This is a genomic window from Nostoc sp., from assembly GCF_036916985.1.
Taxonomy (GTDB): Bacteria; Cyanobacteriota; Cyanobacteriia; order Cyanobacteriales; family Nostocaceae; genus Nostoc.
On sequence record NZ_JBALFD010000079.1, the window covers coordinates 192,578 to 205,644 of the forward strand.

A 13,067-nucleotide genomic window follows, 5' to 3' on the forward strand; every position below is an offset into this window, starting at 1 on the left:
GACTCTTTCAAGTCAGAGGGGAAAGAAGAAATACCCTCTTGCTTTGAGACAGAGCAACTAAACTTATTTAGATCGAAAAAAGAAAGATTTGTGTAGAGATACACAGTGCAAACAAATAATAGCGTATCCTGGAGAGATACCAAGGTACGGAAGTCCAGTTATTCTCACAGCCTTTTTCAAGTAATTGAACTATAGCGTTTTCTAATCATATAAAGTACATCATAGCCCTCTCCTCGTTTGCGGGGAGTGGGTTCTTGTACCTCTACTCAAGCGAGAACTGCCATATACTACTCCTCACTCCCTAATTTCCCGTCTTAGTCGTGGGCTATGCAATTAATGATCCTTAAAACCATACAATAATTAGTATTTTAGTATCATAGCTCCTGAAAGATTTTGCCTATGCAGGCACTAGCTAAAGTTGGTCAAGAATGTATATTGGGCGTAGTAGTAGTCTGTCAATAAATAATTGATGGACAAATGCCCTGTATAGACGGCGATTTATCGCGTCTCTCTAACCGTCAAAATGAATTTGACAAACTAGTACCGCAAGGCGGAATTCAAAATTCAAAATTAATACAGCGTAAGCGTTTCATTGATTTTGAATGGTGAGGCAGTCCGGTCTTCTCCTAAAGGGAGAGGCTAGCGCCTTCTCTGCGAGAGGCTGACGCCAACGCGGAGCGTCTCGTAGAAAAGAGGGTTCCCCCCATGAGGAACTGCCGTTAGCGAGTCATCGAGCGTCAAGGGTGGTTTATTTACGCCGTGTTGTAGTAGTAAGTTGTCAATCAACCAATTAAGTTTTGTATGTACCCCTCCTAGTTGGTAACGAAGTGTTGCGCCTGCTTTGTCGAAAAGCGCTTTTTTAGCGTTCTTTACATATTGCAACTGTCTATTTAACTTGAGAGTCCCTTGGAATTTGTACAATGCAGCTGTGACTTGAATCTTGTCGAGGTTGAGCGTTTAACAATAATTCATGAGCATTTCGACTTCTGTGCTGAGTGATCTGCTAAAGTCCCTACCCTACTTGCGGCCCCAGCTATATTTTAAGGCTTCACTAACGGCGCTCTCCCACGCGATGGAAGATCAAGTTTTGGCTGGGACTTTAGCCCAACCCCTTGTAATTGCTAGTTTTCAGCGAGAGCGATTCTACCGCCAAGAAGCTCATCGCTACCAGCGACTTGCCTTGCGGAGTAATCAAATATACGTTTTATCTGCTCCAGAAACGGATTTCACTAACAGTTCGGAACACTACGAAAAAGTGGCTTTTGAGCCAACGGATGGCTTAAGTCACGAGTGGCATTTGGTAGTGATTGCTGACAATTACGCTACTTGTCTGGTTTGCCGGGAAAACCTTAGTTCTATTGCTAAAAACAAGCAACTACCAGAACTAAGCCCTAATCTGGATATCGACACAGCGCGAAGATTTGAGGGAATTTGGACATCGGAAAGGGGAGCTAGCCTGAAAGCCGCCGAATTGCTGTTAGATAGGATTTTGGTTTACAGACCAGAACTAGTAAGTAAAATTGAGGAGGCACGTCAGAGGTTTGGCATCGGGCAGCCACGAAACTACTCTGGAGCAGAACAGGTCAATGAATATGCCTGTGACATTGATACAGATCCCTTTGTGCAGCGATTAGTAACTTATTTGCAAGCGAGTCAATACAAATTGCACAAAGCCTATCGTTCCATTGCTGCCCAAGCACGAAAAGAGCGATTAGTCAACTCAATTAGTACTGCTATTCGGCGATCGCTCGATCCTCACGAAGTTCTCCAGGTGGCGGCACAAGAATTAGGACAACACTTAGAAGCTTGTCGCTGTTTAATTTACCGCGCTCAAGCCGCAGATCGCCAAGCCATAATTGAACACGAGTTTTTAACGCCTGGTACTTTATCTGTGTCTGGGCAAACCTGGGAGTTAGAGAAAAATTCCCTATTTCGAGACATAGTAGAACTTGGTGAAGGCGTTTGTGTGAGCGATACGTTGAGCGATCCTCGCGTTATCAATTCGCCAGGACTTTCCACGATCGCCAAAAAGTTTGCCATTCGCTCTTGGTTGATGGAACCAGTATTTTATCAAGGGCGATTATTGGGCATTGTGGAGTTACATTACTGCCGAATGCCACCGCACGAGTGCCAACCAGGGGAATTGGATTTGGTAGAAGCGATCGCTACCCAGGTAGGAGCCGCTCTCATTCAAGCGGAAGCTTACGCTAACCTAGAAGAACTTAACCAGCAGCTAGAAGCCCTAGACCGTACCCGCAGCAACCTTATAGCCATCACTGGACATGAACTGCGTACCCCCTTATCTACAATTCAAGTCTGCTTAGAAAGTCTCGCCAGTGAGCCGGATATGCCCTTGGAGTTGCAGCAAATCATGCTCAACACTGCTCTTTCTGACTCAGAGCGGATGCGAAAACTGGTGCAAGATTTCCTCACACTTTCCAACCTAGAAAGCGGTCGAGTGCAATGGCATCCAGAATCACTCAGCTTACAAGAGTGTATAGATTTATCACTCAGCCGAAATCGCACGCGTTCCTCAACGGAAAAGCCGCCCCAAATCAAAACTCAAATAGCTGAAAACCTACCTCTGGTTAGAGCTGATGGTGATTGGCTAGTAGAAGTACTGGCAAAACTCATGGACAATGCTTGTAAATTTACGCCACCCCAAGGCGAAATTACCATTAAAGCGATTTACAACAGCCGTCAAATGGTCGAGGTAACTGTGGCTGACACTGGACGCGGCATTGAACCGAATCGTTTAGAAATAGTTTTTGACCGCTTTTATCAAGAAGAGGGAGCGCTACGTCGCACCACTGGCGGCACTGGACTTGGTTTAGCAATTTGCCGTCAAATAGTTAATGGCTGGGGTGGGGAAATTTGGGCAGAGTCAACTGGTAAAGATCAGGGTAGTCAGTTTCACTTCACCATCCCGATTGTTCAGAATAGCCAAGAGGAAAAGCGGACAAAAGTTAAGATTAGATAGGGATTGGGGATTGGTTTTTAACAAAAGACTAATGACCAATGACCAATGACCAATGACTAAAAGACTAAAAACTGTTACAGTCTATAACGCGATCGCAATATGATCCTGATTGCGGTGTTAGGATTCCCTAAAAACGTTGAGAGAATCAGACTCTATGACAGAAAAACTCTCTGGACAAACCCCGCTATTTGCTGGCAACACTGGTGGCTTGCTCAGAAAAGCGGAAGTGGAAGAAAAGTACGCCATCACTTGGACTAGCCCGAAAGAGCAAGTATTTGAATTACCTACAGGTGGTGCTGCTACTGCTCGGAAAGGCGAAAACTTGCTGTATTTAGCCCGCAAAGAACAAGGCATCGCTTTAGGTGGTCAACTCCGCAAACTCAAAATCACAGACTACAAAATTTATCGGATTTTGCCCAGCGGAGAAACTACTTTAATTCACCCAGCCGATGGTGTCTTCCCTGAAAAAGTGAATGCAGGTCGCGAAAAAGTACGTTATGTACCTCGCAGCATTGGGCAAAACCCCAATCCAGCACAACTCAAGTTCAGTGGTAAAGCTACCCACGACGCATAAGGACTAGGGACTGGGGACTGGGGAAGAAGCAAGGGAGCAGGGAGCAGGGAGCAAGGGAGAAGAATTTTCCCATCTGTCCCCTGCACCCCGCCCCTCTGCCTCTTTTCAATGCCCCTCAAAAGTGCTGAGTAATGAGTGCTGAGTGCTGAGTGGGGAATCTCATTTCTTTACTCAGCACTCGGAACTCGGAACTCGGAACTGTTTTGCCCAATGCCCTATGCCCAATCCCCAATCCCCAAGCAATTTATGGTATTCCCCGATTTCTCCGAATTTTCTCAGCTAGCTCTACAAGGCAACTTCGTCCCGGTATATCAAGAATGGGTGGCGGATTTAGATACGCCCGTATCTGCTTGGTATAAAGTGTGTGCAGGTCAGCCCTATAGCTTTTTGTTGGAATCCATAGAAGGCGGGGAAAAGCTGGGGCGCTATAGTTTAGTGGGTTGCGATCCGGTGTGGGTTTTGGAAGCCAGGGGCGATCGCACCACACAGAAAAACCGCGACGGTTCGCAGGTGGTTTTTGCAGGCGACCCTTTTACAGCCTTAGCTGAATGTTTAGCACCTTATCACCCCGTAAAATTACCACAGCTACCGCCAGGAATTGGGGGTTTGTTTGGGTTTTGGGGCTATGAATTGATTAACTGGATTGAACCGCGTGTGCCCATTCATCCACCAGATGAGCGAAATATCCCTGATGGGTTGTGGATGCAGGTAGACCACCTATTGATTTTTGACCAGGTGAAGCGGAAAATTTGGGCGATCGCTTATGCTGATTTACGTGAAGAAAATGTAGATTTACAGGCAGCATATCAACAAGCGAGCGATCGCGTCACCCAAATGCTCGAAAAGCTATCTCTACCCCTATCGCCGGAAAAAACTAAATTAGAATGGAAACCGCCAGGGAGCAGAGGGGCAGAGGAGCAGGGGAGCAGAGGGGCAGAGGAGTATAAGAGTAACTTTACCCGCCCTGATTTTTGTGCCAGCGTCCAAAAAGCCAAAGACCATATTCAAGCAGGCGATATTTTTCAAGTAGTAATTTCTCAACGACTATCAACAACATACACAGGCGACCCCTTTGCCCTTTACCGTTCCCTACGCCAGATAAATCCTTCGCCTTACATGGCTTACTTTAACTTCCAAGATTGGCAAATCATCGGTTCCAGTCCCGAAGTGATGGTGAAAGCCGAAATAGATTCAGATGGTGGAGTCATAGCAACGGTACGGCCAATTGCAGGTACACGTCCACGGGGTAAAACCACGAAGGAAGACGCAGCCTTCGCTGAGGATTTACTCCAAGACCCCAAAGAAGTTGCTGAACACGTCATGCTTGTGGATTTAGGGCGGAATGATTTGGGGCGTGTTTGTCAAAGTGGTAGCGTCAAAGTCGATGAATTAATGGTAGTTGAGCGCTACTCCCATGTGATGCACATTGTCAGCAATGTTGTGGGTAAATTAGCAGTTGGTAAAACAGCATGGGATTTACTAAAAGCTTCCTTCCCAGCAGGTACGGTAAGCGGCGCACCTAAGATTAGGGCGATGGAAATTATTCACGAATTAGAGTCTAGTCGCCGGGGCGTTTATTCTGGTGTGTATGGATATTACGATTTTGAAGGACAATTAAATACTGCGATCGCCATTCGCACAATGGTGGTGCATGATAATACTGTAAGCGTACAAGCTGGAGCGGGTTTGGTGGCCGACTCTGAGCCAGAGAAAGAATATGAAGAGACGCTAAATAAAGCTAGAGGTCTATTAGAGGCGATTCGTTCTTTGCGTTGAACTGGCGACTAGTACCGCAAGGCGGAATTAAAAATTAAAAATTAAAAATTAAAAATTAAAAATGAATAAGCTAAACCACATCTAGTTTGCATATCCAAAATTCATATCACTCTTGTGGGGTGGGCATCTTGCCCGCCCTAATTATGCAAGTTGAATGTGAAACAGCTTACAACCTAAGCGTTTCATTGATTTGGAATGGTGAGGCAGTCCGGTCTTGGGGGTTCCCCCCATGAGGAACTGCCGTTAGCGCAGCGTTAGCGAGTCTGCGAGCGTCACCCGTTAGCGCAGCGTTAGCGAGTCATCGAGCGTCAGGGGTGGTTTATTTCTGCCGTGTTGTACTAGTATATACAAGCAGATCCCCGACTTCTCAAAGAATTCGGGGATCTTGTTTCTCACCATGATTCAGGATTGGTATAGTCAATTTCGCATACAATTAATTGCACACTGGTTTTTGTTGTTCAATTGTAAAACTGGACTTGATATAAGTACAGTAACAGTTCGATCTGCTGTATGAGAATCCAGTCCAGACTTTAAAAGTTGATATATCAATAATCTTCTATTTTGAATTACATAGGTTTTACTTTGAACTGCAAGATGTTTGGAAACAATTTGTGCTACTTCTAAGCCTACGTATCCACAATACCGTGACAAATTAGGAAGCTTTATAAATCCAATTAACATCAAACTTTTTCCAAGGCTAAACAGAGTTTTTTACAGCTATTAAAAAGCGCAAAGAAGTCCTGGTATCCAAATCCAAGACCTCTGTTAAATTTACCACACACTAGTAATGAACAAACTTGTTCATCCCAATTGGCTAAAGTACGTTGCCCAAAGAATTCCAGTTACTCCAATGGCAATTAAAAGGTTAGTGAAAAATCTGCCGAACTCAATTTCTTGTCCTAGTCCCTTATCATCTTGACCTGCTGTAAAAAACAATGACCAAGCTTGATTTGCATTGATAGTCTCAAAGTTGTTGAAATCAGGTCTAAAAACGACGGCCCCAATCAAATCTTTGTTGGGATAATCAAAATCAGTTTTCATAAGTTTGCCTCTAAATTAGTTTATTCGTCAAGTGAAGAAAATTCATAAATCTCAAAATGTCTTCTCTAAAGGCTGGTTAGCCATCCAACTAAACCATTTCCGGTGATAGCTTCTAAAGCGATGAGTGAGACAAAGCCAATCATTGCCAAACGACCATTGAGTTTTTCGGCATATTTGGTGAAGCCTACTCGCGGGGTTTCATCAACATAAACCTTAGGTTCGATCGCAAATCTGTTAAGTTGACCGCGTTCGTTAATCGTAAAACCTTTACTTGTCATCTTTTATTCTTTGTTTGTTTTATTCCATGAACTAATATTAATGATTGTAAATATTTTTTGCAACCACTTGACTTGGCAATAAAAGTAGTGAGAGCCGTACAAAGTAAGTACGGTATTTCGGATTTGTACGAGATGCGATCGCTCTTGGAAGTGAATACACATAAAAGCGCCAATTACGTTTAACTTAACTTCAGTAAAACTTACCAGCTATATAAACAGAAGTTATCAATATATGGCTGAGAAAGTATTGCTTATTTGTAACGAAGTTGTTATGTTTCTTTACATAAGGATACAAGAGCAACATCAATGCGTTAAAGCACCGTTAATCAAGGCTTTCTAACTATACAGTTGAGCCTGCAATGTGCTTTGCCGAGTATTTCAACTCAACGGCAACAACATCGCTATGCCTTTAGTACAGCTATGACTACAATGGGCTATCCAGTGATGCGAAAACTGCTGAGTGCCTTGATTAACAGCTAAACGCCTTATCTTTTCACATTCGGTAGAACTGTAATTTTCTTTTGGGAATTTCTGCTATGTCTTTTACCATCCAGTCGGCTCAAAGTATTTTTCCCGGCACCCTAATTGCTGACGTTGTTCCAACCGTTGTTGAATCATTCTCTAAGCTCAATGCTGAAGATCAACTAGCATTACTTTGGTTTGCCTATACCGAGATGGGTAGAAGTATTACGGTTGCTGCTCCTGGGGCAGCTAATATGATCCTCGCACAAGGCTTACTCGAACAAATTAAGCAGATGCCTTTTGAGGCTCAAACACAAGTCATGTACGATTTGGCTAACCGTGCTGACACTCCTCTCTGTCGTTCCTATGCATCCTTCACCGTAAACATCAAATTGGGCTTCTGGTATCAGTTAGGTGAATGGATGGCCCAGGGAATCGTTGCTCCAATCCCAGAAGGTTACAAGCTTTCTGCTAAAGCTGCTGATGTGTTGCAAGCCATCCGCAGTGCAGATTCCGGTCAACAAATCACCATCCTACGCAATACCGTAATTAGCATGGGATTTGACCCGAACGCTCCCGGTAGTTACAAAAAAGTTTCGGAGCCTGTGTCTCCTCCGACTGCACCAGCGTTTCGGACTAAAGTCAACATCGAGGGCATCAACAATACTACGGTGTTGGGCTATATCAACAACATGAATGCCAATGACTTTGATGCTGCGGTTTCTCTGTTTACCTCTGAAGGTGCGTTGCAACCTCCCTTTGAAAGACCGATTGTTGGTCAAGATGCAATTCGCGCCTATATGCGTGAAGAATGCCAGGGATTGAAGATGATTCCAGAGCGCGGTATATCTGAGCCTGTGGAAGATGGCTATACTCAAATTAAAGTTACAGGCAAAGTCCAAACCCCTTGGTTCGGTGCCAGTGTGGGAATGAATATTGCATGGCGGTTTTTGCTAGACCCCCAAGGCAAAATCTTCTTTGTTGCGATTGACTTGCTGGCTTCTCCGAAAGAACTGCTGAACCTGGTACGTAAATAGAGCGCTAGATTAGTTGCTGCTTAAGCGTGGATGAGTGGGCATCTGGCCACGCTTAAGCAAAAGAAATTGATAACGGCTTTTTTAGCCGCAATAGACATCTCCAGAAATTAAATATGCATTACCCAGAACCCTTGTAGAGACGTAGCACTGCTACGTCTCTACGTTCTTTTTCGGAGATGTCTAATATATCTGTTAAAAGCTTCGATTTAGCTTATCCTAAATCTAGAGGCGTTAATGAGCTAATTAAGACTATGAGTATTGTCATCTCAGATAAAGTCTTACAGACAATTCAGATGTCTGACACAGAATTGCTTCAGGAAATTGCAATCATGCTCTTTGAACAAGAGCGTTTTACATTGGGACAGGCGAGTAATTTTGCTCTGATGAATCAACTTGAGTTTCAGAGGTTACTCGCTAGTCGCAAAATTTCTCTGCACTACGATATAGCTGAACTAAAGGAGGATGTAAAAAGTTTGTCAGCTAACGATTGGCGATGATTGTTGTCAGCAATACATCACCTATCAGCAACCTCGCTGCCATTGGACAGTTAGCTTTGTTGCAGCAACTCTATGGTAAGGTGATTATTCCATCGGCAGTTTATCAGGAAATTCTTAACTCTGGTGCCACAGATCCAGGTACACTGGCAATTAAAAATCTAAATTGGATTCAAACTATACCAGTTACAAATCTTGTTCTACTTCAGACTTTACAAATTAACTTAGATCCGGGTGAAGCTGAAGCGATCGCCCTTGCTGTCGAGTTAAATGCCGATCGACTGATTATCGATGAACGAAGAGGCAGAAATGAGGCAATTCAGGCTGGTCTGCAAGTCACTGGACTATTGGGCATTTTGCTAGCAGCTAAACAACAAGGGTTTGTGTCACAAGTACAGCCGATATTAGATGATTTGATTGCTAACGGCTTTTGGATTCGTGAACAATTGTATGCAGAAGTCTTATTGTTGGCGGGAGAATAGCGATCGCACAAATGACATTTTGATAGTACATTTGAACTTAAGTCAAAACCGCCATATAGCGGTTATCGATTGGATGAAAACACCAGAGTCCTTGCTGTAATATCATTTCAGCAAGGACTTTGTATCTCATTCAACTACACACCGCTATATTGATTTGAAAGCTCTCTTAAGTAATGCTTCTCTTGTTGCTCTCGTTCCCATGCTCTGCATAGGAATCCCTGATTTAGAGGCTCTGCCTCCAGTCAGACATTGAGTCAGAGACTCAATGAAGGCATTCCCAGTCGGAGACTGGGAACGAGAAAAGTCGTATCAAACAAGGTTTTTAGGACTTGTGTGTACACCGTAGCCGAAGCGGGGAGAGGGATTGAGGGTGAGGTAAGTTAGGGAAATAAATTGTATGTTATTTAATTCTTATTCCTATTTGGATTTTAGATTTTGCTGATATCGCTTGGCGTTAACGAGTCTGTGAGTGCCTGGGGATTTTCCTCATGAGCGACTGCGTAGCAGTTTCATTTTACTTTTCCAATTGGAGTGCCTATTTCTTAATCTACAAGAGTAACTTTTGCTGAATTTATGGGAATAATACAGCTGTCGTACCAGTAAAAAATTCAGTAGTAATGACAATGCCCCCCACAGAACGAGCATTGCTGGAAAGTTTGATTGTTGATAATGAAGATTTAGAAAAACTGGAATTAAAACTCGCTCAATTTAATATTTTTGAAGCGATTGGTGTAGTCCGTCAAGAATTACGTCATTCAAATTTTTTAGCATTTCTGTTAAATCCATCTGAAAACCATAGACTTGATGATATTTTCCTCAAGCGATTTCTTAAGCGAGTGCTGTTAGAACAGTATGAGCCTAAAGACGAAAAATATACAAAAATTAGTCCCGTTGATATAGATATAGCTGATTTCACAGATGCAGATGTTAGACGCGAGTGGCAAAACATTGATATTCTCATACATTCTCCGCGCAATAAACTAGTATGTGCCATAGAAAATAAAATTGACGCTGGAGAAGGTATGGATCAATTAATAAAATATCAAAATACTGTTGAGCAAGAATTTAAAGATTGTCAAGCAATTTTAATTTATCTAACACCAGAAGGTGATCCACCTTCTAAGAAAAATTGGAGAATATATAACTATTCTAAAATAGCTGAGATAATCGATAGCATTTGTATAAGTTATAAATCTACACTTGGTACAGATGTTTACACCTTGATGACTCATTATTCTACATTAATTAGGAGACATATTGTGAGTGATTCAGAAGTCGCTGAACTCTGCCGTAAAATATACACTAAGCATAAACAAGCTCTGGATTTAATTTTTGAGCATCGTCCAGACTTACAATTAGAAATTGCTACAAGAATTCACGAATTAGTAATTCGTGAGATTGACTCTCAAAAAATATCTGTATATTTTTGGGGTAAGACATGCATAGCTATCATCCCTAAAAAATGGGAAGACAATAAATTAAATCTGCATTTGCAATTTGAAAATTATCCTAAAGGGTTAATAATAAAAGTGCTAATTTGTCCTCATGAGGATAAATCCATCCGTGAAAAAATATATAAAATATCCCAGAAAAATATACCTCCTTTTCAGAAGAAACCCTTAACACCAAAATGGACAACTATTTATAAAAAATCTGTTCTCAATCCTAAAGATTATGAAGATGCTGATCTTGAGGAATTAATGAATAAAGTGCAGGAATTTTGGCGACACTTTATTAAAAATGACTTTGTAACTATCGAGAATTTAATTAATACAAATATAGATGAGATAATTTGTAAAGATATCTCCGTTCATCCTGAAGATAAAGTTTAGCGATCGCACCAATCTTACCTTACAAAGAGCGATCTCTCAAAAATCCATTAATGCTTTAAAATTACTGATTATGCGTTAGAAATTTCTCATGCTATTTGATGCGTTTAAAAAATATAAATCTCCTAAAATCAAATTCATCAAGACTAACCCAAGCTGGCGCGTAGCATGGGGAACAGTTGATGCAAATTATGAGGATATAGCTTGGCGAGATGATAAAATTTCTGTAATTCTACCACGTACAAATTCTGAATTTCCGACGGAGAAATTAGCAATCAGTTCTGGAGGACGATTTGTTGTTGTTGGTGATATTTGGTTAACTAACCAAGTGCAATTGCTGCAAAATTTGGGAATTGAACCGGATAGCTTTCAAGGAAATTATTTGCAACTAGTTGCCAATCTTTGGGAACGACAGGGCTTTGAATGTCTTAGGCAACTTGTGGGGATGTTTGCGCTGGTGGTTTGGGATAGAGACAAACAGGTGTTAAAGTTGGTTCGCGATCGCATCGGTGTTCGTACCCTCTATTACACTACCACTGGTTCGGTTCGTTGGATTGCACCTCAGTTGAGAACTTTATCACCTCATCGTTCATCTGATTTAGATTTGGTGGCGTTGCGAGATTATCTTTGTTGTGCCTTTGTTCCCGGAGAACGAACCCTTTGGGAACAGGTGCGAGAACTGCGACCTGGAACCGTTTTAGAATTTCCCGGCCAGAAAGTTGAAGCTTATTGGCAGCTTCAAGAAAAGATTATAGCAATAGATAAGCCTTTAGCATGGCATGGCGATCGCTTGCGAGAACTTCTAGACCAAGTTGTTCAAGAATATTTACCACCGGCAAATGAACCCGTTGGTGTTTTCCTTTCTGGCGGTTTGGATTCTAGCAGTATCACTGCTTTAGTGGCAAAATTTCACAAAGCACCAGTTCACACCTTCTCGATTCATTTTGGTGCTGAATCTCCCAATGAGTTAGAATTTTCCAATCTCGTTGCATCCCATTGTCAGACGCAGCACCACATTTTAGAAATTACTTTTAAGGATATGTGGGAGCGCTTGCCGGAAACAATGGCCTATTTAGATGACCCCATTGGCGACCCCCTGACTGTTCCCAATCTTCTGCTAGGACGACTGGCGAGAGAAAATGTAGAAGTAGTTTTAAATGGTGAAGGTGGGGACCCTTGTTTTGGTGGGCCAAAAAATCAGCCAATGTTAATCAATAGTTTATATGGTTCTGTCACCAATCAAGATGCATTGCAAGCTTATTTAATTTCCTTTCAAAAGTGCGCTGTTGACTTACCGCAACTTTTAAAACCAGAAGTTTGGCAAGCAATACAAACAGCACCTTGGGTTTTTGAAGAAGACTTATATTCTCAAGCTAACTATCTTAATCGTTTGATGGCAATGAACATCAAATTTAAAGGCGCTGACCAAATTCTGACAAAAGTCAGTAACTTGACTCAAGCTGCTCGTTTGCAAGGTCGTTCTCCCTTGTTTGACCAGCGAATAGTAGATTTAAGTATGGAAATACCTCCAAAGTATAAGCTTTCTGGAGTAGAAGAAAAAGCAGTTTTAAAGCAAGCAATTACATACAGTACATCTTCTGTAGGAGACGCTGCGCGATCGACAATCGCAGATATTTTACCAGAAACAATTATTCATCGTCCTAAAAGTGGCATGATGGTACCGGTACAGCTAGGATTTCGCAAATATTGGCAGCAAGAAGCCAGAGATTTATTACTCAATCCGAATGCAGCTATCACTCCTTACTTGAACCAGTTGCCAATTCGTAATTGGTTAAACTATCAAGGAGATACTTGGAGTCGTTATGGAGTAAAGCTGTGGTTGCTTGCTAGTTTAGAAATTTGGTTACAAGTAAATCAAAAAGGGCAGTAGTGAAAGTAACAAAAGAATACGCTGATGCTATCAGTGTTGGGAGCATCTCACCTTTGCAAATATACCAGGCGATTAGAAATCGCGGCTACACAAACTAAGTCCGCCTACGCGGACTCAAAGAATTTGCAACCCACGTTTTCGTAGCGTTCCGTTAGCGCAGCCTCTCGTAGAGAAGGAAACGTGGGTAAAGTTACAAAAATTGTAGGTTGGGTGGAGGCTTTGC

At 42.3% G+C, this 13,067-nt stretch carries 10 protein-coding genes; 8 read left to right on the plus strand and 2 right to left on the minus strand.

Annotated elements, in window-relative coordinates:
* Positions 1 to 970: 970 nt before the first annotated feature.
* From V7L07_RS25885 to trpE, 3 genes are all read left to right on the plus strand, one after another.
* A complete protein-coding gene (locus tag V7L07_RS25885; RefSeq protein ID WP_335061666.1) occupies positions 971 to 2,980 on the plus strand; it encodes a DICT sensory domain-containing protein in 2,010 nt (669 codons plus the stop codon).
* A 154-nt stretch (positions 2,981 to 3,134) separates the two neighbouring features.
* Complete coding sequence (locus V7L07_RS25890; RefSeq protein WP_335061667.1) at positions 3,135 to 3,554, plus strand: photosystem I reaction center subunit II PsaD; 420 nt, start codon at positions 3,135 to 3,137, stop codon at positions 3,552 to 3,554.
* A gap of 246 nt (positions 3,555 to 3,800) precedes the next feature.
* On the plus strand, positions 3,801 to 5,330 hold the full coding sequence (trpE, locus tag V7L07_RS25895) for an anthranilate synthase component I (protein WP_335061802.1): 1,530 nt from the start codon (positions 3,801 to 3,803) through the stop codon (positions 5,328 to 5,330).
* A gap of 801 nt (positions 5,331 to 6,131) precedes the next feature.
* Here trpE and V7L07_RS25900 read toward each other — a convergent pair.
* A complete protein-coding gene (locus V7L07_RS25900; protein ID WP_335061668.1) occupies positions 6,132 to 6,371 on the minus strand; it encodes a hypothetical protein in 240 nt (79 codons plus the stop codon).
* A gap of 65 nt (positions 6,372 to 6,436) precedes the next feature.
* Positions 6,437 to 6,649, minus strand: a complete 213-nt coding sequence (locus V7L07_RS25905; RefSeq protein ID WP_335061670.1) for a high light inducible protein — start codon at positions 6,647 to 6,649, stop codon at positions 6,437 to 6,439.
* 536 nt (positions 6,650 to 7,185) lie between these two features.
* On the opposite strand from V7L07_RS25905, the gene V7L07_RS25910 reads away from it, so the two are divergent.
* The 5 genes from V7L07_RS25910 (at position 7,186) to V7L07_RS25930 (ending at position 12,844) form a co-directional block, all read left to right on the plus strand.
* Positions 7,186 to 8,148, plus strand: a complete 963-nt coding sequence (locus V7L07_RS25910; RefSeq protein WP_335061672.1) for an orange carotenoid protein N-terminal domain-containing protein — start codon at positions 7,186 to 7,188, stop codon at positions 8,146 to 8,148.
* A 176-nt stretch (positions 8,149 to 8,324) separates the two neighbouring features.
* On the plus strand, positions 8,325 to 8,645 hold the full coding sequence (locus V7L07_RS25915; RefSeq protein WP_335061674.1) for a UPF0175 family protein: 321 nt from the start codon (positions 8,325 to 8,327) through the stop codon (positions 8,643 to 8,645).
* Entirely contained in the window at positions 8,642 to 9,124 is a 483-nt protein-coding gene (locus V7L07_RS25920) for a DUF3368 domain-containing protein (protein WP_335061676.1), read from the plus strand. The genes V7L07_RS25915 and V7L07_RS25920 overlap by 4 nt, the downstream gene beginning before the upstream one ends.
* Before the next feature lie 623 nt (positions 9,125 to 9,747).
* The gene (locus V7L07_RS25925) at positions 9,748 to 10,956 is read left to right on the plus strand and encodes a PDDEXK-like family protein (RefSeq protein WP_335061677.1); all 1,209 of its coding nucleotides are present in this window, start codon (positions 9,748 to 9,750) and stop codon (positions 10,954 to 10,956) included.
* A gap of 88 nt (positions 10,957 to 11,044) precedes the next feature.
* Entirely contained in the window at positions 11,045 to 12,844 is a 1,800-nt protein-coding gene (locus tag V7L07_RS25930) for an asparagine synthetase B family protein (RefSeq protein WP_335061679.1), read from the plus strand.
* Positions 12,845 to 13,067: the final 223 nt, after the last annotated feature.

Excerpts from the sequence above, each read along its gene's own strand:
- V7L07_RS25915 (WP_335061674.1), top strand. The coding sequence starts at position 8,325 with ATGTCTAATATATCTGTTAAAAGCTTCGATTTAGCTTATCCTAAATCT.
- V7L07_RS25910 (WP_335061672.1), top strand. The coding sequence starts at position 7,186 with ATGTCTTTTACCATCCAGTCGGCTCAAAGTATTTTTCCCGGCACCCTA.
- V7L07_RS25900 (WP_335061668.1), bottom strand. The coding sequence starts at position 6,371 with ATGAAAACTGATTTTGATTATCCCAACAAAGATTTGATTGGGGCCGTC.
- trpE (WP_335061802.1), top strand. The coding sequence starts at position 3,801 with ATGGTATTCCCCGATTTCTCCGAATTTTCTCAGCTAGCTCTACAAGGC.
- V7L07_RS25930 (WP_335061679.1), top strand. The coding sequence starts at position 11,045 with ATGCTATTTGATGCGTTTAAAAAATATAAATCTCCTAAAATCAAATTC.
- V7L07_RS25905 (WP_335061670.1), bottom strand. The coding sequence starts at position 6,649 with ATGACAAGTAAAGGTTTTACGATTAACGAACGCGGTCAACTTAACAGA.
- V7L07_RS25885 (WP_335061666.1), top strand. The coding sequence starts at position 971 with ATGAGCATTTCGACTTCTGTGCTGAGTGATCTGCTAAAGTCCCTACCC.
- V7L07_RS25890 (WP_335061667.1), top strand. The coding sequence starts at position 3,135 with ATGACAGAAAAACTCTCTGGACAAACCCCGCTATTTGCTGGCAACACT.
- V7L07_RS25920 (WP_335061676.1), top strand. The coding sequence starts at position 8,642 with ATGATTGTTGTCAGCAATACATCACCTATCAGCAACCTCGCTGCCATT.
- V7L07_RS25925 (WP_335061677.1), top strand. The coding sequence starts at position 9,748 with ATGCCCCCCACAGAACGAGCATTGCTGGAAAGTTTGATTGTTGATAAT.